Consider the following 23,038-nt stretch of genomic DNA (forward strand, 5'->3'; position numbering starts at 1 on the left):
TTTTACACTCCGGCGAATGAATCAGGAGGACAGGAGGTGAACATGGATCCCTTACGCGAGGTCAGAAATCGGCTGCTCAATGGCTGGCAGTTGTCAAAGTTGTATACCTTTGAAGTGGCGGCCCGACATCAGTCGTTTGCGCTGGCGGCAGATGAGCTGTCATTAAGCCCCAGCGCTGTCAGCCATCGCATTAATCAGCTGGAAGATGAGCTGGGTATTCAGCTGTTTGTTCGTTCGCATCGTAAAGTGGAACTCACCCACGAGGGCAAGCGGGTGTTCTGGGCGCTGAAATCATCGCTGGATACGCTGAATCAGGAAATCCTTGATATTAAAAATCAGGAGTTGTCCGGGACCCTCACCGTCTACTCACGGCCTTCTATCGCTCAGTGCTGGCTGGTTCCGGCGCTCGGCGACTTTACCCGTCGCTATCCATCGATTTCGCTGACCATGCTGACCGGGAACGACAACGTCAATCTGCAGCGTGCCGGGGTCGATCTGGCCATCTATTTTGACGACGCGCCCTCCGCGCAGCTCACGCACCACTTCCTGATGGATGAAGAGATCCTGCCGGTATGCAGCCCGGACTACGCTCGCCGCCATGACCTAACCGGTTCGCTGGTGAATTTACCGCACTGTACGTTGCTGCATGACAGACAGGCGTGGAGTAACGACTCCGGGACCGATGAATGGCACAGTTGGGCGCAGCATTTTTCGGTGAATCTGCCGACATCGTCGGGAATTGGTTTCGATCGTTCTGATTTGGCGGTGATTGCGGCGATGAATCATATCGGCGTGGCGATGGGCCGAAAGCGGCTGGTGCAAAAACGCCTCGACAGCGGAGAGCTGGTTGCGCCTTTTGGCGATATGGCGCTGAAATGCCATCAGCACTACTACATCACCACCCTGCCAGGCAGACAGTGGCCGAAAATCGAGGCGTTTATTCGCTGGCTTCAGGAACAGGTTAAATAAGCGGGCCGCGAATATTTTTTACGCTTTCTCGCTACACGCAAAGTGAAAAAGCATGCTAAATACGTGATATCACTCCTGATGATTTGCGTAAGGACGACCGTGTTAAAACCGATTGTTTCCCTTTTACTGTTAGCCAGCGCCACCGTGTGTGCCGCGCAACCTGTGCTGACTGCGGCGCAGTATGCGCAGCAGCTTGGCGTTGGGATGGACGTAGACTGGGCGCGCACCGATCGGGGTATCCGTGAATTCGATCCGCTGGTGGTGCGGGATTACAGGGCTAAAGGGTTAACCCACGTGCGTATTCGCGTGGCGGGAGAGCCCACGGAGGCGCGGCTTATACATCTGCGCAAGCTGGTGGAAGCCTGCGAGCAGTATGGCGTGATCCCGATAATTGCCTATCAGGCTGACGAATATAAAAAAGATCCCAGTACCGGTAACGAAAAAGAGGTGGTTAGCTGGTGGGTGGCGGTGGCGCATTACTTTGGTCAAAGCTCGCCGTTGCTGGGTTTCGACCTGATATACGAACCCTCTGATAAGCTCAACCATAATCAGGTATCGCTCAATCGGGTGTATGACAAAACCATTCGTACTGTCCATGCCATCGACCCGCAGCGGATGATTTTTATCGCGCCGCGACTACGCGCCGCGCCGGAAGATTTGCCTGACCTGAAACTGCCGCCGCAAAGTCAGAATACCGTGCTGGCTCAATGGCATATTTTTCCGTGGGGGCCGCTGAAAAATAACGGTAAATATCCGTGGACCTCAGGCACAGCGGCAGAAAAGGCCGCTATTCGCGCTCGTATCAATACCGCCATTCATTGGCAGCAGAAAACGGGTCATGTCAGTTGGGTGGGAGGGTGGTCGCCAGGAGAAACCATCAGGAACGCGCCTTCTGCCTCGCAAATGGCGTTTGCCCGCTTTATGGCGTGCGAACTGAAAAAAGCGAAAATTCCCTATGCTATCAATGCGGATACGCAGTTTTATGATGGCGAGGAAGGCGCCTGGCGTCCGGCGCTGGAGCCGTTACTGACGACTATGATCGCGCCTGAATGCGAAAAGCCCGGCGATAAGCCGGGCCATCATACGCTTAAACCGCCTGCCCCTGATGCGACACGCGTGACGCCAGCGGAAGCCAGCAAACAAAAATCAACAGTCCCATAAGGGTCATCAGCAGGCCCAAACTGGCTTGCCCGGTCTGCGGCAGCATTGCAGAGAACCACGCCAGCACGCCGGAACCAATATTCTGTAATCCCCCAACCAGCGCACCGGCAGTGCCTGCCAGGAATGGGAAAGGCTCCATTGCGCCACTGGTTGCCAGCGGAAACAGCATCCCGGCACCGAAGAAAAATAGTGCGGCGGGAATCAGCAGCGTCCAGACGTTCATCACGTCAAACAGACCCGGGATCCACATCATTAAACCGGCTACCAGACAGCAGATAACCGACTGCCACATCAGCGTCGAGAAACGCTTATTCGGGCGACCGGCGAACCAGGCGCCGAAAAATGCCGCCGGGATGGGCAGAATAAACAGGATACTGACCACCATGCTGCTTAAACCGAGCCTTGCGCCCAACAATACCCCGGAGCAGGCCTCGAAGACCGCAACGCCCGCCAGGCCGCCGATCAGCATCAGCACGTAACAGGTGAAAGAACTGTTACCAAACAGCGTTTTATAGCTGGCGATAAGGCGTGGACGCGGTGCGCCCGCAGGACGCGTTTCCGGCATCCAGCGCGCCATGCTAAACGTGACGCCCGCGCACAGAACCAGCAGGAAAATGTAACAGGCGCGCCAGTTCCACAAGGTATCCAGCATGCCGCCAATCAGCGGGGCCAGCAGCGGACTCACCAGAATCCCCATGTTTAACAAACTATTCGCGTGGCGCAGCTGCGTGCCTTCGTACAGATCGCGCGGTAAGGTTCGCGCCATTACACCGCCGACGCCTGTGCCCATGCCCTGGATTGCACTGGCGATAATCAGTACCGTCAGGCTGTGAGTGGTAATCGCGACCAGCGTGGCCAGCATAAAAATAGACATTCCGGCGAGGATCACCGGACGGCGGCCAACGCGATCGGAAAGTGGGCCGTAAAACAGTTGTGACAGGCCGTAGGTCAGCAGGTAGGCGGCCATTACGCTTTGCACCGCTCCTTCGCGAACGTTCAGTTCACGCGCCATATCAGCAATCGCGGGGATATAAATGGTTTGCGCCATCTGACCTACCGCCACCAGTAATACCAACATCAACAACAAATTGACGCTTCTATGCCTTTTCATTTCGCTGATTACTTTTAAAAAAGAGAAAAAAGAAGAATAAGGTGCTGTACTTTCCCGTAAATGCGCGTGGAATCTACCACAACAGAAAAAGAAGGCCAGATAGTGGGCTGGAATGTTTACGCGATGAACGGCAGGAAATGTAAACAAAAAGCGGCAACAAATGTTGCCGGATTGCATCGGCTTTACGGCGCGATCATGACAAGCGAAGTAAGACAGCGCCTACGGCAATACCGGCGGCCGCGACAAGGCGTATTCCGGCAACCTTTTCTTTCAGCAGTAGCCAGGCGAGCAGAGCGCCAAACAGAATGGAGGTTTCACGCAGCGCTGCGACCACCGCCAACGGAGCCTGGGTCATGGCCCACAGCGCCAGACCGTAAGAACCCATCGTACCAATTCCACCCAGAATACCTTTCTTCCACTGTTGTACCAGATAGCGTGACGCTTCCCGGCGCCGGGCGATCATCGCCCAGCCCAGCAGACAGGAACCGTTCAGAAAGAAGGTCCACAGCGTATAACCGAGCGCGGTTTCTGATAAGCGTACGCCGGTGCCATCAACCAGCGTGTAACCAGCGATAAAGCAGGCGTTAATGAGCGCCAGTACGATCCCGCGTTGTGAGCTGCTGCGTCCGTTAAATGCCATGCCGAGAATGGCCAGACAGATCGTAGCAATCCCCACCCAGGCAAACACAGACAGGCTATCGCCAAGGAACAAGACGCTGATAATCGCAACCAGCAGCGGTGCTGTCCCACGCATCAGAGGATAGGTCTGGCTCATATCCGAAACCTGATAGGTTTTGGCGACCAGGACCGTATACACCACTTGCAACGCGGTTGAGACGGCCAAAAACGGCAGGCTGGCGGTGGAAGGCTGAGGCGCGAAGGGTAAGCAGATCAATGCCATAATCGCCGCGGAGCCGCTGACGCCAATCGCCGAGTACAGTTTATCGTTTCCAGCTTTAACAATGGCATTCCAACTGGCATGCAGCAGCGCGGCAAACAGCAAAATGCAGAAAACAGAAAGCGTCATGGTGGCGTTCTTCCCTGAGAATGTCATAAAAACGTAACATATTGGCGCGAGACAAGCACCAGGGAGAAGGTGAAAGGGGAGCGGAGTGTTACCCGCTCCCCTTAGGTGCGACTTGAATCCGAATTACTTAACGTATTTCAGAACGGCATCAAGTAGTTGCAGTGCTGCAACAATGAGTTTGAGGATAAGAATAGCGATATCCACGAGGCTCATACGCTCTCCTTTTGGTACAAGGAGCACGGTGCTGACGTACCTCGCCGCTGCCTGTTGCCAGCACCTTTGTTGACATAACACAGTGTGCTCACACGGGGGTTAAGGCGCTGACGGCACCACCCGTTTCAGCCAGGACTTTGATGCGCCGGTTTACGATGCGGCCCCCGCATAACACATTGCGTACCGAGACATTATAGATATACACTGTATAAATTAACAGTATTTTGTGAACATTGTGCCATTCATGTTCCATACTCAAAACCATCAAAATTCGTGCCGAAATTGCGTGTTCTTCGCAGAACGCGTATACTTTTTCCGTTGACATAACACAGTGTGTTCGGCGGCTACCAACCGCACAGCGCTGAAAAAAAACCTCGCTCCGGCGGGGTTTTTTGTTTTCCGACTCTGCACAGCGAAATGTGATCGTTGACGCATTTTTATGCAGATGAAAAATTTTCCATTGTCACGCTGAAAAACCTGTGTTTGTATAAATCCAGTTAATCAACAAACAGACAGGTCCCTAATGAACCCTTCCATGCTGACTGCGACCCTACTAAAAACTGCGCCATCTCGCGCAGCGGTCGTCGTGCGTGTGGTGGTGGTCGTCGGCAATGCGCCGTAGGGTCCGGATCAACACACGATTCCAAAACCCCGCCGGCGCAAACCGGGCGGGGTTTTTCGTTTAAGAGACCTGCCCGAAGCAAAGGCCCAGAATAAAAGGACTGGAGCATGGCAAGTTCGGGCATAACATCCAAGCGTACGCGTTTTACGGGCGCAGAATTCATCGTTCATTTCATGGAACGCCAGGGGATTCAGGTGGTCACCGGTATTCCTGGCGGATCGATTCTTCCCGTCTATGACGCCTTGAGCCAAAGCACGCAAATCCGTCATATCCTGGCGCGCCACGAGCAGGGCGCGGGGTTTATCGCGCAGGGGATGGCGAGAACCGATGGTAAACCCGCCGTCTGTATGGCCTGCAGCGGACCGGGCGCGACCAACCTGGTGACCGCCATTGCCGACGCGCGGCTGGATTCCATCCCGCTGGTGTGTATCACCGGGCAGGTTCCGGCCTCAATGATCGGGACCGACGCCTTCCAGGAAGTCGACACCTACGGCATCTCTATCCCCATCACCAAGCACAACTATCTGGTCCGCCATATCAGTGAATTACCGCAGGTCATGAGCGATGCGTTCCGCATTGCGCAGTCCGGCCGTCCGGGCCCGGTGTGGATAGACATTCCTAAGGATATTCAAACCGCCGTTTTTGAGATTGAAGAGATGCCGGAGCCCGCGCAGAAAATGGCGGCACCGGCGTTCAGCCAGGACAGCATTCGCGATGCTGCAGCCATGATTAACGCCGCACAGCGTCCGGTGCTGTATCTCGGCGGCGGCGTGATTAACGCGCCTGAGCGGGTTCGTGAACTGGCAGAAAAAGCCATGCTGCCCACCACCATGACCTTAATGGCGCTCGGTATGTTGCCGAAAGCGCATCCGCTGTCGTTAGGCATGTTAGGTATGCACGGCGCGCGCAGCACTAACTTTATTCTGCAAGAAGCGGACTTATTGATTGTTCTGGGTGCACGTTTTGATGACCGGGCGATTGGTAAAACCGAGCAGTTCTGTCCGAACGCCAAAATCATCCACGTGGACATCGACCGCGCGGAGCTGGGTAAAATCAAACAGCCACACGTGGCGATTCAGGCGGATGTCGATGAGGTTCTGGCGCAACTGATCCCATTAATTGACGCGCAGCCGCGAGAGTCGTGGCATCAAATGGTGGCCGATTTACAACGCGAATTCCCCTGCAGCATTCCGCAGGAAAGCGACCCGCTCAGCCACTATGGGCTGATCAACGCCGTAGCGGCCTGCGTGGATGACAACGCCATTATCACCACCGACGTAGGCCAGCATCAGATGTGGGCCGCACAGGCTTACCCGCTGAACCGTCCGCGTCAGTGGCTGACCTCCGGCGGTCTGGGAACCATGGGCTTTGGCCTGCCGGCGGCAATTGGCGCAGCGCTGGTCAACCCGGACAAAAAGGTGCTGTGCTTCTCCGGCGACGGTAGCCTGATGATGAATATTCAGGAAATGGCGACGGCCAGCGAAAATCAACTGGATATTAAAATCATCCTGATGAATAACGAAGCGTTGGGTCTGGTGTATCAGCAGCAGAGTTTGTTCTATAAGCAGGGCGTTTTTGCGGCGACATATCCGGGGATGATTAACTTTATGCAGATAGCCGCCGGGTTTGGCCTCGAAACCTGCGATTTGAATAACGAAGCGGATCCACAGGCAGCGTTGCAGGAGATTATTAATCGCCCTGGACCTGCGCTGATCCACGTGCGCATCGATGCCGAAGAAAAAGTGTACCCGATGGTGCCGCCGGGTGCGGCAAACACAGAAATGGTGGGGGAATAAGCCATGCAACAGCAGACTCATGACAACGTAATCCTGGAACTCACCGTACGCAACCATCCGGGCGTAATGACCCACGTCTGCGGGCTGTTTGCCCGCCGCGCGTTCAACGTGGAAGGCATTCTCTGTCTACCGATTCAGGACAGCGACAAGAGCCGCATCTGGCTACTGGTCAACGACGATCAGCGTCTTGAGCAGATGATAAGCCAGATCGACAAGCTGGAAGATGTGGTGAAAGTGGCCCGCAACCAGTCCGACCCGTCGATGTTTAACAAAATCACGGTTTTCTTTGAGTGAGTTAGTCGCCGTCTGAATCCGGGGTGATGACTTTGACAGAACCGTTCCGGCAGTGGGTTGCGTAATCTGCCGGCAACGGGCGATCGCTTATCAGTACGTCAAAAGTGGAAAGCGGACCAATGCTGGCGGGAGCAACCTCATCAAACAGGGCGTGGCGGGTCAGCAGAATTTTGCGCAATCCGCGTTCCATCGCTTTGCGTTTGGTGGCCAGATCGTCCGGATTGAACCAGCTAACGCCGAAATGCTCATGGACTCCGCTGGCAGAGATAAACACTTTTCGTGGGTTGAGCGCATCCAGCGGAGAGGGATTGCTGGTGTCGTAAAAGGCATCACTTTTCGCCCGATAGGTGCCCCCGCAAAGAATCACCGTGGCGTTGGGTTTTTCATTTAGCGCCACGAATACCCGGTGTGAGTAGCAAATTCCGGTAAAGGTAATATCGTCCGGGATCATGCTGACGACTAATGGCATTTCGGCACCATTATCAAAAAAGACCAGATCGTTTTCACTGACCAGTCCCGCGGCCAGAATGGCAACCGGTAAATCGTCGCGATGATACTGCTTTTGCACGGGGAGCGGAGCGTTAACGAGGGTGGCGGGCTTGTTCACCATCACGATGTAACCACCGAGTAGCGTAAGCGGCAATGGTTCGTCATCCTGGCTGAGATCCCGACGGATGGTCATCACGGAAACCTCCAGCATGCGCGCCGCCTCTTTCAGATGGATTCTGTCGGTCTTCTTCAACAATTCCATCAGACGTCGAATACGTTCTTTTTGCTTGGTTTCCATGCACACTCTCCACGAATCATGTTTTCATGTTCCTTCAGTAACATTTATGTGTTTCTGGGAACATGACATTGCTGCATTACTATACGTCTGACCATTGGGAAATAAAAGCGTGTTTTTACACGTTTTATTGATTATAAGCAGCGAGTTTTCAGTCAATTGTAAGCAAGTTAATCATTTTGAGTGTGATAGAGACGCAACATTTAGCATAATAAATAAACAATAAAATGATCCTCCAATCGCGATCCTAGTCACAAATGATACGGAAGTAACATGATAATGTTATTTTAATATCATTGTTGTGTGATTGTTTCTGAGAGGTAGTAAAATGGATATCGCGGTTATTGGCTCCAACATGGTGGATCTCATCACCTACATCAACCAGATGCCCAAAGAAGGGGAAACGCTGGAAGCACCCGCCTTTAAAATTGGTTGTGGCGGTAAAGGGGCAAATCAGGCCGTTGCGGCTGCTAAGCTCAATTCCAAAGTGCTGATGCTGACGAAAGTCGGTGATGATATTTTTGCGGATAACACCATTCGTAATCTCGAATCCTGGGGGATTAATACGACCTATGTCGAAAAGGTACCCTGCACCAGCAGCGGCGTTGCACCGATCTTTGTTAATGCAAACTCCAGCAACAGCATTCTAATTATTAAAGGCGCCAACAAGTTTCTCTCCCCGGAAGATATCGATCGCGCGGCGGAAGATCTGAAAAAGTGTCAACTTATTGTCCTGCAGCTGGAAGTACAGTTGGAAACGGTTTATCACGCGATTGAATTCGGTAAAAAACACGGTATTGAAGTGTTATTAAATCCCGCCCCTGCATTACGGGAATTAGATATGTCTTATGCCTGTAAATGCGATTTCTTCGTGCCAAATGAAACCGAGCTCGAAATATTAACCGGTATGCCGGTGGATACCTATGACCATATTCGCGCCGCGGCACGTTCTTTGGTCGATAAAGGTCTGAACAATATTATCGTCACCATGGGGGAGAAAGGCGCTCTGTGGATGACGCGTGACCAGGAAGTCCATGTCCCGGCGTTTAAAGTGAACGCTGTCGATACCAGTGGCGCAGGTGACGCTTTCATCGGTTGTTTTGCCCACTATTACGTTCAAAGCGGTGATGTCGAAGCCGCCATGAAAAAAGCCGCTCTCTTCGCTGCATTCAGCGTTACCGGGAAAGGCACTCAATCATCTTATCCAAGCATCGAACAATTTAATGAGTTTCTTACCTTAAACGAATAATACTCCTGCATTGTAAAAGGTAGCACTATGAACGATAAAAACATCATTCAGATGCCCGACGGCTATCTGAATAAGACGCCTCTGCTCCAGTTTATTTTGTTATCCTGTTTATTCCCTTTATGGGGATGCGCAGCCGCATTAAATGATATTCTGATTACGCAATTCAAAAGCGTATTTTCACTCAGCAACTTTGCTTCGGCATTAGTTCAGAGTGCCTTTTATGGCGGTTATTTTTTAATTGCGATTCCGGCATCTTTGGTGATTAAAAAGACCAGTTATAAAATCGCCATCTTAATGGGACTGACCCTTTATATTGTTGGCTGTACGCTCTTTTTCCCGGCATCGCACATGGCCACCTACACCATGTTCCTCGCGGCAATTTTTGCGATTGCGATTGGCCTGAGCTTCCTGGAAACCGCAGCCAACACCTACAGCTCCATGATTGGCCCAAAAGCGTATGCCACCCTGCGCCTGAACATCAGCCAGACCTTTTACCCCATTGGCGCAGCCGCCGGTATTCTGCTGGGTAAATATCTGGTCTTCTCTGAAGGCGAGAGTCTGGAAAAACAGATGGCTGGGATGAACGCGGAGCAGATCCACAACTTTAAAGTGTTGATGCTGGAAAATACCCTTGAGCCTTACAAGTACATGATTATGGTGCTGGTTGTGGTGATGGTGTTGTTCCTGCTGACCCGCTTCCCGACCTGTAAAGTCGCGCAAACGGCGAGTCATAAACGTCCGTCAGCGATGGATACGCTGCGTTATCTGGCCAGCAATGCCCGTTTCCGCCGTGGGATTGTGGCGCAGTTCCTGTACGTGGGGATGCAGGTCGCGGTGTGGTCATTTACCATCCGTCTGGCGCTGGAATTGGGTGATATCAACGAGCGCGACGCCTCAACCTTCATGGTCTATAGCTTTGCCTGCTTCTTTATCGGCAAGTTTATCGCCAACATCTTGATGACACGCTTCAATCCGGAAAAAGTGCTGATCCTCTACTCCATCATTGGCGCACTGTTTCTGGTCTATGTTGCGCTGGCGCCAAGCTTCAGCGCCGTGTACGTTGCCGTACTGGTGAGCGTCCTGTTTGGACCCTGCTGGGCGACAATCTATGCCGGTACGCTAGATACCGTGGATAACGAACATACTGAAATGGCGGGAGCAGTCATTGTCATGGCGATTGTTGGTGCAGCGGTGGTTCCGGCAATTCAGGGCTATGTGGCCGATATGTTCCACTCGCTACAACTCTCGTTCCTGGTCTCCATGTTGTGCTTCGTGTACGTCGGTATCTACTTCTGGCGTGAAAGCAAAGTGCGCAATAACCTGGCTGAAGCGACTGTTTCCTGAGGAGAGCGATCATGACAACACGTATCACGCTGTGGCGGGAACTCTTTGCAGAGCATCCGCGAATCTTACTGAAGAATAGCGACTTCACGGTTACCGCATTTCGTTACGCCAGCGGTGTGGAAGGGCTGAAGATAGAAAACAGTCGTGGACATCTGGTTATTCTGCCCTGGATGGGGCAGATGATCTGGGATGCTCAGTTTGACGGGCATGAACTGACCATGCGCAACATGTTCAGTCAGCCGAAACCGGCTGCGGAAGTGGTAGCGACATACGGCTGCTTTGCTTTCCACTCGGGTATATTGGCTAATGGCTGCCCTTCGCCGGAAGATTCTCACCCGTTGCATGGCGAAATGGCCTGTGCCGCGATGGATGAGGCCTGGCTGGAGCTGGAGGGAGAGAATTTGCGCGTGAGCGGACGCTACGAGTATGTGATGGGGTTCGGTCATCATTATCAGGCGCATCCTGCGGTGGTTATGCGCAAAGCGAGTGCGCTGTTTGATATTCAGATGGCGGTCACCAACCTCGCCTCAGTGGCAATGCCTTTACAGTATATGTGCCATATGAACTATGCCTACGTACCGGAAGCGACCTTCAGCCAGAATATCCCGGATGAAGCCATGAAGCTGCGTGAGTCGGTACCCGCGCATGTTAAGCCTACCGAGCAGTGGCTGGCGTTTAATCAGCGGATCATTCAGGGCGAGACCTCGCTGGGGCGCCTCAACGAGCCCGATTTTTACGATCCGGAAATCGTTTTCTTCGCTGACCAACTGGACCGATACACGGATAAGCCTGAATTTCGCATGATCGCACCTGATGGCACCACGTTCGTGACGCGTTTCTCCAGCGCGGAGCTGAATTATGTCACCCGTTGGATCCTCTATAACGGCGATCAGCAGGTGGCAGCCTTTGCCCTACCTGCGACCTGTCGCCCTGAAGGCTTCCTGGCGGCGCAGCGAAAAGGCACGTTGATTCAGCTAGAACCGCAGCACACCCGCACATTTACCGTCACAACTGGCATCGCCTGATCGCTCAAGGCTTAAACAGCAGCGCGTCGGAACACAAAATCCTTCAAGCTGCATAAGGCGGCAAGTCTGCTCACCTCAGAAGCTTACTCAAGTCAGTGACTGGGGTGAGCAGACCAAGCCAACGCAGAGGCTGCTTGAAGGATAAAGTGTATATCGTTAAGGTAAGCACGTTTTTTATCCCCCAGGACAGAACCCATGATCACCGTTGCCCTTATCGACGACCACACTATCGTCCGCTCCGGCTTTGCCCAGTTGCTGGGGCTGGAACCTGATTTGCAGGTTGTGGCTGAGTTCGGCTCAGGCAGTGAGGCGCTGGCGGGATTACCGGGACGTGGCGTGCAGGTATGTATCTGTGATATCTCGATGCCTGATATCTCCGGTCTTGAACTGTTAAGCCAGTTGCCAAAAGGGATGGCGATTATCATGCTCTCCGTCCACGACAGCCCGGCGCTGGTGGAGCAGGCGCTCAACGCGGGCGCGCGTGGTTTCCTTTCTAAACGCTGTAGCCCTGATGAGCTGATCGCGGCGGTGCATACCGTGGCGACCGGCGGCTGCTATTTGACGCCGGATATCGCCGTCAAACTGGCGGCTGGTCGTCAGGATCCGTTGACCAAACGCGAACGTCAGGTGGCGGAGAAACTGGCGCAAGGCATGGCGGTCAAAGAGATTGCCGCCGAACTGGGCCTGTCGCCGAAAACGGTGCACGTGCATCGCGCTAACCTGATGGAAAAACTGGGCGTTAGCAACGATGTCGAACTGGCCCGCCGGATGTTTGACGGCTGGCAATGAACACGCTCTGTTCCCGGTTAATCACCGTTGTTGCCTGCTTCTTTATCTTCTCTGCCGCGTGGTTCTGCTTGTGGAGTATCAGCCTGCACCTGGTTGAGCGCCCGGAGCTGGCGGTACTGCTGTTTCCGTTTGGCCTGCGTCTGGGGCTGATGCTGCAATGTCCACGCGGCTACTGGCCGGTGCTGCTGGGTGCGGAATGGCTGCTTCTTTTCTGGCTGGCGCAGGAAGTGGCGCTGGCTCACTTGCCACTTTTGATGATCGGGAGCTTCCTCACGTTACTCCCGGTGATGCTGATTTCGCGCTACCGCCATCAGCGCGACTGGCGCACGCTGCTGTTACAGGGCGCGGCGCTGACGGCGGCGGCGTTGCTGCAATCGCTGCCCTGGCTTGGGCAAGGCGAAGAGGCGTGGAATGCCCTACTGCTGACGCTCACTGGTGGATTAACGCTGGCTCCGATCTGTCTGGTTTTCTGGCACTATCTTACCAGCACCACCTGGTTGCCGCTGGGCCCGGCGGTGGTGTCTCAGCCAGTGAACTGGCGCGGGCGGCATCTGGTCTGGTATCTGCTGCTGTTTAGCGTCAGCCTGTGGTTGCAGCTTGGCCTGCCCGATGAACTGTCGCGCTTCACGCCGTTTTGCCTCGCACTGCCGATCATTGCGCTCGCCTGGCACTACGGCTGGCAGGGAGCGCTGATTGCCACGTTAATGAACGCCATTGCGCTGATTGCCAGCCAGACCTGGCACGATCATCCCGTCGACCTGTTGCTCTCCCTGCTGGTGCAAAGCCTGACCGGGCTGCTGCTCGGCGCGGGGATCCAGCGTCTGCGCGAGCTTAACCAGTCGCTGCAAAATGAATTAGCGCGCAACCATCGTCTGGCTGAACGCCTGCTGGAGACCGAAGAGAGCGTGCGCCGGGATGTGGCGCGCGAACTGCACGATGATATCGGTCAGACCATCACCGCCATTCGCACCCAGGCGGGCATTGTCCAGCGGCTGGCGCCGGAAAACGCAGGGGTGAAGCGCAGCGGGGCGCATATCGAACAACTTTCTCTTGGCGTTTACGATTCGGTGCGTCGTCTGTTGGGTCGTCTGCGTCCGCGCCAGTTGGATGATCTCACGCTGGAACAAGCCATCCGCTCATTGATGCGTGAAATGGAGCTGGAAAGCCGCGGCATCGTCAGCCACCTTGACTGGCGAATTGACGAATCTGCACTCAGCGAAAGTCAGCGGGTGACGCTGTTTCGCGTCTGTCAGGAAGGGCTGAACAACATCGTTAAGCACGCCAACGCCAGCGCGGTGACGCTTCAGGGCTGGCAGCAGGATGAACGGCTGATGCTGGTGATTGAGGACGATGGCAGCGGCCTGCCGCCGGGGTCGAATCAGCAGGGATTTGGCCTCACCGGGATGCGTGAACGTATTACCGCCCTCGGGGGATCGCTCTCGATTTCCTGTACGCACGGCACGCGGGTCAGCGTGTCGTTACCCCAGCGTTATGTGTAAGGAGCGGTCATGTTTTCGTTTTTAAAAGCCCCAGTCAGCGCGCCGCTCATCACCGATAAGCGTGAAGTGGATGCCCTCTACCGCTACTGGCGGCGGCATATTCTGACCACTATCTGGCTCGGCTACGCGCTGTTCTATTTCACACGCAAGAGCTTCAACGCCGCCGTACCGGATATCCTCACCAGCGGCGTGCTGACCCGCAGCGACATTGGTCTGTTGGCGACGCTGTTTTACATCACCTACGGCCTGTCGAAGTTTGTTTCCGGTATCGTCAGTGACCGTTCCAACGCCCGTTATTTTATGGGGTTTGGGCTTATCGCCACCGGCGTGGTGAACATTCTGTTTGGCTTCTCCACCTCGCTCTGGGCTTTTGCGGTGCTCTGGGCGCTGAACGCCTTTTTCCAGGGCTGGGGGTCGCCGGTCTGCGCGCGTTTATTGACTGCGTGGTATTCGCGTACCGAACGCGGCGGCTGGTGGGCGCTGTGGAATACTGCGCACAATGTTGGCGGGGCGCTGATCCCGATCGTGATGGCGGCGACGGCGCTGCATTACGGCTGGCGTGCCGGGATGATGATCGCCGGGCTGCTGGCGATTGTAGTGGGGATTTTTCTCTGCTGGCGGCTGCGCGACAGGCCGCAGGCGATTGGTCTGCCGCCGATTGGCGACTGGCGCCATGATGAGCTGGAAATCGCCCAGCAGCAGGAAGGCGCAGGGCTGAGCCGTAAAGAGATCCTCACCCGCTATGTATTGCTGAATCCCTATATCTGGCTGCTGTCGCTGTGTTACGTGCTGGTGTACGTCGTCCGCGCCGCCATCAACGACTGGGGCAATCTGTATATGTCGGAGACGCTCGGCGTGGATCTGGTGACCGCCAATACCGCCGTGACCATGTTCGAATTGGGCGGATTTATCGGCGCGCTGGTCGCAGGCTGGGGCTCGGACAAACTGTTTAACGGCAACCGCGGTCCAATGAACCTGATTTTCGCTGCCGGAATTTTGCTCTCCGTGGGCTCGTTGTGGCTGATGCCGTTCGCCAGTTACGTGATGCAGGCGGCGTGCTTCTTCACCACCGGATTCTTCGTCTTCGGCCCGCAAATGCTGATCGGCATGGCGGCGGCGGAGTGCTCGCACAAAGAGGCAGCGGGCGCGGCAACCGGATTTGTCGGGCTGTTTGCCTATCTGGGGGCATCGCTTTCCGGCTGGCCGCTGGCGAAGGTGATGGAGGTCTGGCACTGGACCGGATTCTTTGTGGTGATCGCCATTGCGGCGGGGATTTCCGCGCTGCTGCTGCTGCCGTTTTTGAACGCCCAGGCTCCACGCGAACTCAACGAAGCGTGATGCACCTCACCTTTTTGTCCTGAGTAGGGCAAAACTAAGAAATTTTCCCGGTTTCACCTGGACGCTGTCTCAGGCGCGTCTCCCGGCTGATTTTTACAATGCCTGCCATTCGCATGTATAAAAATTAGCTCGGGAGTGTCAAATGCTGGCCTTTCTAAACCAGGTACGCAAGCCGACCCTGGATCTGCCGCTCGATGTGCGGCGCAAAATGTGGTTCAAACCGTTCATGCAGTCCTATCTGGTGGTCTTTATTGGCTACCTGACCATGTATCTGATCCGCAAAAACTTCAACATCGCGCAGAACGACATGATCTCCACCTACGGGCTGAGCATGACGCAGCTGGGGATGATTGGCCTGGGCTTCTCCATCACCTACGGCGTGGGTAAAACGCTGGTTTCCTACTACGCAGACGGCAAAAATACCAAGCAGTTCCTGCCGTTTATGCTGATCCTCTCCGCCATCTGTATGCTCGGCTTCAGCGCCAGCATGGGGGCGGGTTCAACCAGCCTGTTCCTGATGATCGCCTTCTACGCGCTGAGCGGTTTTTTCCAGAGTACCGGTGGCTCGTGTAGCTATTCCACCATCACCAAATGGACGCCGCGTCGCAAGCGGGGTTCTTACCTCGGCATGTGGAATATCTCCCATAACCTCGGTGGTGCGGGTGCGGCTGGCGTGGCGCTGTTTGGCGCCAACTATCTGTTCGACGGTCACGTCATTGGTATGTTTATCTTCCCGTCAATTATCGCCCTGATTGTCGGCTTTATCGGCCTGCGCTACGGCAGCGACTCCCCGGAGTCTTATGGCCTCGGTAAAGCTGAAGAGCTGTTCGGCGAGGAGATAAGCGAAGAGGACAAAGAGACTGAAGAAAATGAGATGACCAAATGGCAGATCTTTGTTGAATACGTGCTGAAAAACAAAGTGATCTGGCTGCTGTGCTTCTCCAACATTTTCCTGTACGTGGTGCGCATCGGTATCGACCAGTGGTCCACTGTCTACGCTTTCCAGGAGCTGAAGCTCTCCAAAGAGGTGGCGATTCAGGGCTTTACCCTGTTTGAAGTGGGCGCGTTGGTCGGCACGTTACTGTGGGGTTGGCTCTCTGACCTGGCTAACGGTCGTCGTGCGCTGGTAGCCTGTGTGGCGCTGGCGTTGATTATCGCGACCCTGGGCGTTTATCAGCACGCCAGCAACCAGTATGTCTATCTGGCTTCGCTGTTTGCGCTGGGCTTCCTGGTGTTTGGTCCTCAGCTGTTAATCGGCGTTGCAGCCGTCGGATTCGTACCGAAAAAAGCGATCGGCGCAGCCGACGGGATTAAAGGCACCTTCGCATATCTGATTGGTGACAGCTTCGCCAAGCTGGGTCTGGGGATGATTGCCGACGGCACGCCGATTTTTGGTCTGACCGGCTGGGCGGGCACGTTCGCCGCGCTGGATACCGCCGCCATCGGTTGTATCTGCCTGATGGCCATCGTGGCCGTGTTTGAAGAACGTAAAATTCGCCGCGAGAAAAAAATTCAACAATTGAAAGTCGCTTAAGTTAAGTGTGCATTGGTAACTTTTGCCCGCCTGAATGGCGGGCTTTTTTATGCCGCGGATCCATCCTGAATCGCGTTGATACGTTCAGTCGTCGACAGAGAGGAATTTGCCGTTATGATGGGCATCCTGTCTGGTAATGGATGTGCGCATGATTTGGATAATGCTGGCCACATTGGTCGTTGTTTTTGTAGTGGGTTTTCGGGTGTTGACGTCCGGATCTCGACGGGCAATTCGCCGTCTGAGCGAGCGACTGAATATTGATGTTGTGCCGGTAGAGTCGATGATCGATCAGATGGGAAAAGTACAGGGTGAGGCTTTTTTACAGTACCTCCACCGCCCAGATGAATCGCATCTGCAAAATGCTGCCCAGGTGTTGTTGATCTGGCAAATCGTTATTGTCGACGGCAGTGAGTCGAATCTGCTGCAATGGCACCGTTGGCTGCAAAAAGCCCGATTGGCCACGCCGGTTACTGATGCACAGGTGCGTCTGGCGCTCGGTTTTCTGCGCGAGATAGAGCCGGATATGCAGGAGTTTAATGCGTTTCAGATGCGCTATAACGCCTTTTTCCAGCCCGAAGATGGCGTGCACTGGCTGCACTGACAGTCATGCTTGTTGGCGTTACGTGACTCAGGCCGACAAAGGGACCCTGCCGCTGGTCGAATAAGACACGTCGACATTCAGCGGTAAAGTTGCCAAAACGTTAAATACGTCACAAATTTAATGTTACACTGCGTAACTTTTCTGCAATAACCCCACGCAGGTAACAAAATGAGTGAAGCTGTTGAACAAAAATCCCGCGCTGAGGCAAATGCCCGACCGAACTGGTCGGCGGTATTCGCCGTGGCGTTCTGCGTTGCCTGCCTGATAACCGTTGAGTTTCTGCCCGTTAGCCTGTTAACGCCGATGGCGCAGGATCTGGGGATTTCTGAAGGTGTTGCCGGACAATCGGTGACTGTGACGGCATTTGTTGCCATGTTCGCCAGCCTGTTTGTGACGCAAATTATCCAGGCGACCGATCGTCGCTACGTGGTGATCGTGTTTTCGGTGCTGCTGACGCTCTCCTGCCTGCTGGTTTCCTTTGCCAACTCTTTTTCACTGCTGCTCATTGGCCGCGCCTGCCTCGGTCTGGCGCTTGGCGGATTCTGGGCGATGTCAGCGTCGCTGACCATGCGTCTGGTTCCCGCCCGTACGGTACCGAAAGCGCTGTCGGTGATTTTTGGCGCGGTCTCTGTCGCGCTGGTGATTGCCGCGCCGCTGGGGAGTTTTTTGGGCGGTATTATCGGCTGGCGCAACGTGTTTAATGCGGCGGCGGTAATGGGCGTGCTGTGCACGATTTGGGTGGTGAGAGCGCTGCCGTCGTTGCCAGGTGAACCTTCGCATCAGAAACAAAATATGTTCAGCCTGCTGCAGCGCCCGGGGGTGATGGCCGGGATGATTGCCATCTTTATGTCCTTTGCCGGACAGTTCGCATTCTTTACCTATATTCGCCCGATCTATATGAATCTGGCAGGCTTTGAAGTTGATGGCCTGACGTTGGTGCTGCTGAGTTTTGGTATCGCCAGCTTTGTCGGGACGTCGCTCTCCTCGGTAGTTCTGAAGCGCTCGGTCAAACTGGCCTTAGCCGGTGCGCCGCTGTTGCTGGCGCTTAGCGCGCTGGTCCTGATCCTGTGGGGTAGCGACAAAGTTGTGGCGGCAGGTATTGCGATTATCTGGGGCCTGGCGTTTGCGTTAGTTCCGGTCGGCTGGTCGACGTGGATCACCCGATCGCTTGCCGATCAGGCAGAAAAAGCCGGATCCGTCCAGGTCGCCGTGATCCAACTTGCCAATACCTGCGGGGCAGCGGTGGGAGGCTATGCGCTCGATAACCTCGGACTGCTTTCACCCCTGATGCTTTCCGGCAGCCTGATGCTGCTGACGGCGCTTCTGGTCACGATGAAGGTCAGAATACAGTGAGATTGTTGCCTGATGGCGCGCAGCTTTCAGGCAACACCGTTATCTGACGACTGAATCAATCAAAACCCTTGTTTTCGGCGGTATGGGCAAACCATTCGCCGCTTTTCTTCACCGTACGTTTTTGCGTATCTAAATCTAACTGGACAAAACCGTAGCGGTTTTTATATCCGTTGAGCCAGGACCAGTTATCAATAAAGGTCCACATATGGTAGCCAAGACAATTACACCCTTCGCTAATGCCTTTATGTAGCCATTTAAGATGCGCGGAAACAAATTCAATACGGTAGCTGTCGTTGATTTGGTCCTGCTGAATAAAACGTTGCTCATTTTCGACTCCCATGCCGTTTTCAGAAATAAAACAGCGCGGGTTGCCGTAGTTATCACGCAGATTAGTAATAATATCGTAAATACCTGGCTCGTAAATTTCCCAGCCACGGTAAGGGTTCATTTTACGCCCCGGCATTTCGTAATAATCAAACAGCCACTCCGGCATAAACGGCGCGTCAGGATTGACGGCAGTATCACGACATTTCACGCGGCGCGGCTGATAATAATTAATACCGAGCAGGTCGATTTTGCCATCGGCGATGAGCTGACTGTCGCCTGGCTGACATGCTGGGAGTTGATCGTACTCTTTTAGCAGCTCTATCAGATCCGCCGGATATTCACCTTTTAGCACCGGGTCAAGGAAGCTGCGGTTAAACAGCAGATCCGCATGGTGCGCAGCTTTTACATCCGCCGGGTGTTGTGAGCGCGGATAAGAGGGCGTTAAATTCAGGATCACACCGATTTCACCGTCATAACTTCCGGCGTGGTACGCGCGTACCGCCGTGGAATGCGCCAGTACGGTGTGATACGCCACGGTGGCCGCGCGTTTGAAATCCACCACATTAGGGTAATGGAAGTCATACAGATAGCCGCCTTCTACCGGGACAATCGGTTCGTTAAAGGTGAACCAGTGCTTCACCCGATTGCCGAACAAGGTAAAACAGGTTTGTGCGTAGCGACCAAACGCCTCAACCACATCACGGTTTTCCCAGCCACCTTTCTCCTGCATCACCATCGGCATATCGAAGTGGAACAGGGTGATAAATGGCGTAATGCCTTGCGCCAGCAGCTCATCGATGACGTTGTTATAGAAATCAACTGCCTGCGGGTTGACGTCGCCAGTACCGTCCGGGATCAGTCGTGACCAACTGATTGAAGTGCGGAAGCTGTTGTGCTTCAGCTGTTTGAGCAGTGCGATGTCCTGTTTCCAGTGCTGATAAAAGGTCGAGGTGTTCGCCGGGCCAACCCCCTGATGGAAACGCCCAGGCTGGCGGTCGAACCACACGTCCCATGTCGTCTGGCTTTTGCCGCCGTTCAGACTATCCCCTTCGGTTTGCAGCGCCGAGCAGGCACTGCCCCACCAAAAGTTTTCGGGAAAACGGTATCGCATTATCTTGCTCCTTGATGTGTTTCATTTCCCTACACAATAGGCGATTTTTCAAAACAGAAACCGGTTACAGCACTCGTTTTTCAATGCGATAGTTACAAATCCGGGCATTCAACTTTGCCCAGCGCTTCCCAGTAGTTGTTCTGATTGTTTCTTTGTATGGCCAGAATGGCTTCGCGTATGTGTTGCTGATTACGGGTATCAGCCATAATCGTTTTTTCCCACACCTCATCCGATGGCGACCCCTGCGGGGTACAAATCTTGCGTAAATCCTTCAATACGGTGTTTTTTTCATGAACGGACTGTAGAGAGCCATAAGCCGAATCGGCCTGCGCCAAACCCGGCAGCATGAAAAGAATGGCAATAAGCGGTAAAACGGCTTGTTTCATGATAATAATCCTTGTTGTCGATGCGCATCATCTCAAGAGTAAGTGTAGACGGCATGCGCCTCACTCATCAGCCTGTGTTAATTTCTAAAAAGAAAATCAGCCAGAAGTTTTAGTTTTTCAGGAGGATAGGATGCAAATACAGATTACAGATACCATTACTGAAGACGATCAAAATGCTCTGCTTGTTGGACTGCGCGCCTACAATCGCCAGTTCCTGAGGACCACCAATTTTGGCGACCTGGCGGTGTACTGGCGCGATGAGCACAATGAAATACTGGGCGGGCTGATCGGTAAAATCAAAGGCGAATGGCTGTGTATTGATTTCCTGTGGATGCATGACTCGCTGCGTAAAGGCGGTTACGGCACAAAGTTGATGCAGGCCGCTGAACAGACGGCGCGTGAGAGAGGATGCCTGCATGCGCTGGTGGACACGATGAGTTTCCAGGCGCTGCCGTTTTATCAGAAAAACGGCTATCAGTTGCAAATGACCCTCGATAACTTTCCAGAAACCGGTTCCGCGCGCCATTATTTGTCGAAAACGTTTTGATGACCGGAAGGACTGCAAAAGGGATGAGCTAACGGCACATTCCGACTAACTTTCCTTTTCGCATTATGCTTTTTTCTTCTTGCTGATGCTTTTTCGTTTTTTAAACCGCAGCGGCCTTCCCGCTATAGTCATTTCATTACTCATCAGGCGGTTATTGCAAAAGGAAAAAACGTGAAACTGAAAATACCTTATTTCGGGGCTGGGGCGGCGTTATTACTGGCGGGATTATTGCTGGCAGGATGCGATCAGCAGAACAATGATGCAAAGCATATTAAAGTGGGCGTGATTAACGGTGCAGAGCAGGATGTGGCGGAAGTCGCGAAGAAAGTCGCTAAAGAAAAATATGGCCTGGAGGTGGAATTGGTGGGGTTTAGCGGTTCTCTGCTGCCCAACGATGCCACTAATCATGGTGAGCTGGATGCCAACGTCTTCCAGCATCGTCCGTTCCTTGAACAAGATAATAAAGCGCACGGCTATAAGCTGGTAGCGGTGGGCAATACCTTTGTGTTCCCGATGGCGGGTTATTCGAAGAAAATCAAAACTGTTGCTGAACTAAAAGACGGTGCGACGATTGCGATACCTAACGATCCGACCAACCTTGGGCGGGCGCTGTTGCTGCTACAAAAAGAGAAGTTAATCACTCTGAAAGCGGATACCGGCCTGCTGCCAACGGCGCTGGATATTACGGATAATCCGCGACATCTGAAAATTATGGAACTGGAAGGGGCGCAGCTACCGCGCGTGCTGGACGATCAAAAAGTGGATGTGGCGATTATCAGTACCACCTACATCCAGCAAACCGGGCTTTCTCCGGTACATGACAGCGTATTTATCGAAGACAAAAATTCACCGTACGTGAACATTCTGGTGGCGCGAGAAGACAATAAAGATGCCGAGAATGTGAAAGAATTCCTGCAATCTTATCAGTCACCGGAAGTGGCGAAGGCGGCAGAAACTATCTTTAACGGCGGCGCAGTTCCGGGCTGGTAATCATCACCCGTTGCCGCGCCGGTTGGGGTTAAACCGCTCTGGCGCGGCGACGTGAGTCCATTGAGATAAGCACGACCGATGAGAGGATCAAAAGCGTACCCAGCCAGTCTGGCAGGGTAAAGGTGATGCCTAACAGCAGCAGGGACAGCAACGCACTGCTCAACGGTTCCGCGCAGCTTAAAATGCTCGCTTTCGGTCCGCCAATCATCTGCGCGCCTTTCAGGTACAGGCTAAACGTGAGCGACGTGCCGATGACCACCAGATAGAAAAACGCCAGAATTAAACTGCCATTCACCACGAAATGAGTTCCCTGCCCGGCATAGAACGGCAGTAGGATCATTCCACCGATTAACATACTCCAGCCGACGACCGGCAACGTGCCGTAGCGCGCGATGAGCGTTGAGGGGTAGGTGGTATAGAACGCGGCGGCAAACGCCGAGGCTATTCCCCAAAACAGCGCGGCAGCTGAGATAGATAACGACGTCGGGTTACCGTGGGTGACCAGTAAGAAAGTACCGATGAGCGAGGTGAAGATCGCCGTCAGCACTAAAACCCCCGGCCGCGCTTTGCGCACCACGGAGAACCACGCCACGATAATGGTCGGTGACAAAAATTGCAGCACCGTCGCGGTGGCGGCGTTGGATTTTTCGATGGTCAGCAGGAAGGTTAGCTGTACGGTGAGTGCCCCGACCACGGAAAAAATCAGCAGGCTGATGGCGTCCTTGCGGTTTTTGATAATGGAGAATACGTTGTCGCCGTGAACGAAAGAGAGCATCAGCAGAATGAGCCCCGCGAAAATCAGGCGCGTCATGGTCAGAAACTGCGACGACATCTGGCTTTGTTCCATGATGTACTGCGCGCAAACGCCTGAACTTCCCCATAATACGGCGGCAATCAGGACGTTCATCATCCCTCTTCTGGTGGAACTCATCTTTCCCTCTGCATGTTGTTTTGTTTTATTTGTGTGC

The 23,038-nt window shown here is 53.9% G+C and carries 23 protein-coding genes; 16 read left to right on the forward strand and 7 right to left on the reverse strand.

Annotated features, from left to right (window positions below; translation table 11 throughout):
• The first annotated feature begins 42 nt into the window (after window positions 1-42).
• The gene (dsdC, locus tag HV237_RS00130) at window positions 43-969 is read left to right on the forward strand and encodes a DNA-binding transcriptional regulator DsdC (RefSeq protein ID WP_016155054.1); all 927 of its coding nucleotides are present in this window, start codon (window positions 43-45) and stop codon (window positions 967-969) included.
• Window positions 970-1,047: 78 nt separating this feature from the next.
• A complete protein-coding gene (locus tag HV237_RS00135) occupies window positions 1,048-2,130 on the forward strand; it encodes a cellulase family glycosylhydrolase (protein WP_181541649.1) in 1,083 nt (360 codons plus the stop codon).
• On the opposite strand, the gene emrD is transcribed toward HV237_RS00135, so the two are convergent.
• The 3 genes from emrD to tisB form a co-directional block, all read right to left on the reverse strand.
• Entirely contained in the window at window positions 2,057-3,241 is a 1,185-nt protein-coding gene (emrD, locus tag HV237_RS00140) for a multidrug efflux MFS transporter EmrD (protein ID WP_046276195.1), read from the reverse strand. The two genes, HV237_RS00135 and emrD, sit on opposite strands and share 74 nt — an antisense overlap.
• Window positions 3,242-3,434: 193 nt before the next feature.
• Window positions 3,435-4,268, reverse strand: coding sequence for a DMT family transporter (locus HV237_RS00145; RefSeq protein ID WP_016155051.1), 834 nt, complete (start codon window positions 4,266-4,268; stop codon window positions 3,435-3,437).
• A gap of 123 nt (window positions 4,269-4,391) precedes the next feature.
• The gene (tisB, locus tag HV237_RS00150) at window positions 4,392-4,481 is read right to left on the reverse strand and encodes a type I toxin-antitoxin system toxin TisB (RefSeq protein ID WP_003023909.1); all 90 of its coding nucleotides are present in this window, start codon (window positions 4,479-4,481) and stop codon (window positions 4,392-4,394) included.
• Window positions 4,482-5,004: 523 nt separating this feature from the next.
• On the opposite strand from tisB, the gene ivbL reads away from it, so the two are divergent.
• The 3 genes from ivbL to ilvN all read left to right on the forward strand — a co-directional run bounded on the left by ivbL (window position 5,005) and on the right by ilvN (window position 7,193).
• Window positions 5,005-5,103 carry an ilvB operon leader peptide IvbL gene (ivbL, locus tag HV237_RS00155; RefSeq protein WP_003827118.1) on the forward strand — a complete coding sequence of 33 codons (99 nt, stop codon included), beginning with the start codon at window positions 5,005-5,007 and terminating at the stop codon, window positions 5,101-5,103.
• Between the two features lie 107 nt (window positions 5,104-5,210).
• A complete protein-coding gene (gene ilvB, locus HV237_RS00160; protein ID WP_016155049.1) occupies window positions 5,211-6,899 on the forward strand; it encodes an acetolactate synthase large subunit in 1,689 nt (562 codons plus the stop codon).
• A 3-nt stretch (window positions 6,900-6,902) separates the two neighbouring features.
• Window positions 6,903-7,193 (forward strand): acetolactate synthase small subunit, encoded by a 291-nt coding sequence (gene ilvN, locus HV237_RS00165; protein WP_003023914.1) that lies wholly within the window; start codon window positions 6,903-6,905, stop codon window positions 7,191-7,193.
• 1 nt (window position 7,194) lies between these two features.
• On the opposite strand, the gene HV237_RS00170 is transcribed toward ilvN, so the two are convergent.
• Window positions 7,195-7,980: a DeoR family transcriptional regulator gene (locus tag HV237_RS00170; RefSeq protein WP_016157805.1), complete on the reverse strand. Its 786-nt coding sequence runs from the start codon at window positions 7,978-7,980 to the stop codon at window positions 7,195-7,197.
• A 325-nt stretch (window positions 7,981-8,305) separates the two neighbouring features.
• Between HV237_RS00170 and rbsK the strand changes: the two genes are divergently transcribed.
• From rbsK to nepI, 9 genes are all read left to right on the forward strand, one after another.
• A complete protein-coding gene (gene rbsK / locus HV237_RS00175) occupies window positions 8,306-9,226 on the forward strand; it encodes a ribokinase (protein ID WP_003827124.1) in 921 nt (306 codons plus the stop codon).
• A 27-nt stretch (window positions 9,227-9,253) separates the two neighbouring features.
• Window positions 9,254-10,570, forward strand: a complete 1,317-nt coding sequence (fucP, locus tag HV237_RS00180) for an L-fucose:H+ symporter permease (protein ID WP_181541651.1) — start codon at window positions 9,254-9,256, stop codon at window positions 10,568-10,570.
• Between the two features lie 11 nt (window positions 10,571-10,581).
• Complete coding sequence (locus HV237_RS00185) at window positions 10,582-11,595, forward strand: aldose 1-epimerase family protein (RefSeq protein ID WP_047358471.1); 1,014 nt, start codon at window positions 10,582-10,584, stop codon at window positions 11,593-11,595.
• A gap of 195 nt (window positions 11,596-11,790) precedes the next feature.
• Window positions 11,791-12,384, forward strand: a complete 594-nt coding sequence (uhpA, locus tag HV237_RS00190) for a transcriptional regulator UhpA (protein ID WP_016155044.1) — start codon at window positions 11,791-11,793, stop codon at window positions 12,382-12,384.
• A complete protein-coding gene (gene uhpB, locus HV237_RS00195) occupies window positions 12,381-13,883 on the forward strand; it encodes a signal transduction histidine-protein kinase/phosphatase UhpB (protein WP_016157802.1) in 1,503 nt (500 codons plus the stop codon). Before uhpA ends, uhpB begins: the two co-directional genes overlap by 4 nt.
• A 9-nt stretch (window positions 13,884-13,892) precedes the next feature.
• Window positions 13,893-15,221 (forward strand): MFS transporter, encoded by a 1,329-nt coding sequence (locus tag HV237_RS00200; protein ID WP_016155042.1) that lies wholly within the window; start codon window positions 13,893-13,895, stop codon window positions 15,219-15,221.
• Between the two features lie 142 nt (window positions 15,222-15,363).
• Window positions 15,364-16,755, forward strand: coding sequence for a hexose-6-phosphate:phosphate antiporter (gene uhpT, locus HV237_RS00205; protein WP_003023929.1), 1,392 nt, complete (start codon window positions 15,364-15,366; stop codon window positions 16,753-16,755).
• 148 nt (window positions 16,756-16,903) lie between these two features.
• Window positions 16,904-17,356, forward strand: coding sequence for a DUF1198 family protein (locus HV237_RS00210; RefSeq protein ID WP_047358488.1), 453 nt, complete (start codon window positions 16,904-16,906; stop codon window positions 17,354-17,356).
• Between the two features lie 168 nt (window positions 17,357-17,524).
• The gene (gene nepI, locus HV237_RS00215) at window positions 17,525-18,709 is read left to right on the forward strand and encodes a purine ribonucleoside efflux pump NepI (protein ID WP_047358472.1); all 1,185 of its coding nucleotides are present in this window, start codon (window positions 17,525-17,527) and stop codon (window positions 18,707-18,709) included.
• Between the two features lie 55 nt (window positions 18,710-18,764).
• Here nepI and HV237_RS00220 read toward each other — a convergent pair whose 3' ends face one another.
• The gene (locus HV237_RS00220) at window positions 18,765-20,147 is read right to left on the reverse strand and encodes a glycoside hydrolase family 1 protein (RefSeq protein WP_047358473.1); all 1,383 of its coding nucleotides are present in this window, start codon (window positions 20,145-20,147) and stop codon (window positions 18,765-18,767) included.
• 92 nt (window positions 20,148-20,239) lie between these two features.
• Window positions 20,240-20,533, reverse strand: coding sequence for a YicS family protein (locus tag HV237_RS00225; RefSeq protein ID WP_019078023.1), 294 nt, complete (start codon window positions 20,531-20,533; stop codon window positions 20,240-20,242).
• Window positions 20,534-20,663: 130 nt separating this feature from the next.
• Between HV237_RS00225 and HV237_RS00230 the strand changes: the two genes are divergently transcribed.
• Window positions 20,664-21,080 carry a GNAT family N-acetyltransferase gene (locus HV237_RS00230; RefSeq protein ID WP_016155037.1) on the forward strand — a complete coding sequence of 139 codons (417 nt, stop codon included), beginning with the start codon at window positions 20,664-20,666 and terminating at the stop codon, window positions 21,078-21,080.
• Between the two features lie 171 nt (window positions 21,081-21,251).
• Entirely contained in the window at window positions 21,252-22,070 is an 819-nt protein-coding gene (gene nlpA / locus HV237_RS00235) for a lipoprotein NlpA (RefSeq protein ID WP_016157795.1), read from the forward strand.
• Window positions 22,071-22,098: 28 nt separating this feature from the next.
• Here the strand turns inward: nlpA and HV237_RS00240 are convergent, their stop codons facing one another.
• Window positions 22,099-23,001: a carboxylate/amino acid/amine transporter gene (locus HV237_RS00240; protein WP_016155035.1), complete on the reverse strand. Its 903-nt coding sequence runs from the start codon at window positions 22,999-23,001 to the stop codon at window positions 22,099-22,101.
• Window positions 23,002-23,038: the final 37 nt, after the last annotated feature.

The organism is Citrobacter sp. RHBSTW-00570 (assembly GCF_013739755.1).
In the GTDB taxonomy this organism is placed as follows: Bacteria; Pseudomonadota; Gammaproteobacteria; order Enterobacterales; family Enterobacteriaceae; genus Citrobacter; species Citrobacter braakii.

Bases quoted from the DNA above. Each gene is read 5' to 3' on its own strand.
- rbsK (WP_003827124.1), top strand. From the start codon at position 8,306: ATGGATATCGCGGTTATTGGCTCCAACATGGTGGATCTCATCACCTAC.
- HV237_RS00230 (WP_016155037.1), top strand. From the start codon at position 20,664: ATGCAAATACAGATTACAGATACCATTACTGAAGACGATCAAAATGCT.
- HV237_RS00170 (WP_016157805.1), bottom strand. From the start codon at position 7,980: ATGGAAACCAAGCAAAAAGAACGTATTCGACGTCTGATGGAATTGTTG.
- emrD (WP_046276195.1), bottom strand. From the start codon at position 3,241: ATGAAAAGGCATAGAAGCGTCAATTTGTTGTTGATGTTGGTATTACTG.
- tisB (WP_003023909.1), bottom strand. From the start codon at position 4,481: ATGAGCCTCGTGGATATCGCTATTCTTATCCTCAAACTCATTGTTGCA.
- HV237_RS00210 (WP_047358488.1), top strand. From the start codon at position 16,904: ATGATTTGGATAATGCTGGCCACATTGGTCGTTGTTTTTGTAGTGGGT.
- HV237_RS00185 (WP_047358471.1), top strand. From the start codon at position 10,582: ATGACAACACGTATCACGCTGTGGCGGGAACTCTTTGCAGAGCATCCG.
- HV237_RS00200 (WP_016155042.1), top strand. From the start codon at position 13,893: ATGTTTTCGTTTTTAAAAGCCCCAGTCAGCGCGCCGCTCATCACCGAT.
- fucP (WP_181541651.1), top strand. From the start codon at position 9,254: ATGAACGATAAAAACATCATTCAGATGCCCGACGGCTATCTGAATAAG.
- HV237_RS00135 (WP_181541649.1), top strand. From the start codon at position 1,048: ATGATTTGCGTAAGGACGACCGTGTTAAAACCGATTGTTTCCCTTTTA.
- HV237_RS00240 (WP_016155035.1), bottom strand. From the start codon at position 23,001: ATGAGTTCCACCAGAAGAGGGATGATGAACGTCCTGATTGCCGCCGTA.
- uhpA (WP_016155044.1), top strand. From the start codon at position 11,791: ATGATCACCGTTGCCCTTATCGACGACCACACTATCGTCCGCTCCGGC.
- ilvN (WP_003023914.1), top strand. From the start codon at position 6,903: ATGCAACAGCAGACTCATGACAACGTAATCCTGGAACTCACCGTACGC.
- ivbL (WP_003827118.1), top strand. From the start codon at position 5,005: ATGAACCCTTCCATGCTGACTGCGACCCTACTAAAAACTGCGCCATCT.
- dsdC (WP_016155054.1), top strand. From the start codon at position 43: ATGGATCCCTTACGCGAGGTCAGAAATCGGCTGCTCAATGGCTGGCAG.
- HV237_RS00145 (WP_016155051.1), bottom strand. From the start codon at position 4,268: ATGACGCTTTCTGTTTTCTGCATTTTGCTGTTTGCCGCGCTGCTGCAT.
- nepI (WP_047358472.1), top strand. From the start codon at position 17,525: ATGAGTGAAGCTGTTGAACAAAAATCCCGCGCTGAGGCAAATGCCCGA.
- ilvB (WP_016155049.1), top strand. From the start codon at position 5,211: ATGGCAAGTTCGGGCATAACATCCAAGCGTACGCGTTTTACGGGCGCA.
- HV237_RS00220 (WP_047358473.1), bottom strand. From the start codon at position 20,147: ATGCGATACCGTTTTCCCGAAAACTTTTGGTGGGGCAGTGCCTGCTCG.
- HV237_RS00225 (WP_019078023.1), bottom strand. From the start codon at position 20,533: ATGAAACAAGCCGTTTTACCGCTTATTGCCATTCTTTTCATGCTGCCG.
- uhpB (WP_016157802.1), top strand. From the start codon at position 12,381: ATGAACACGCTCTGTTCCCGGTTAATCACCGTTGTTGCCTGCTTCTTT.
- uhpT (WP_003023929.1), top strand. From the start codon at position 15,364: ATGCTGGCCTTTCTAAACCAGGTACGCAAGCCGACCCTGGATCTGCCG.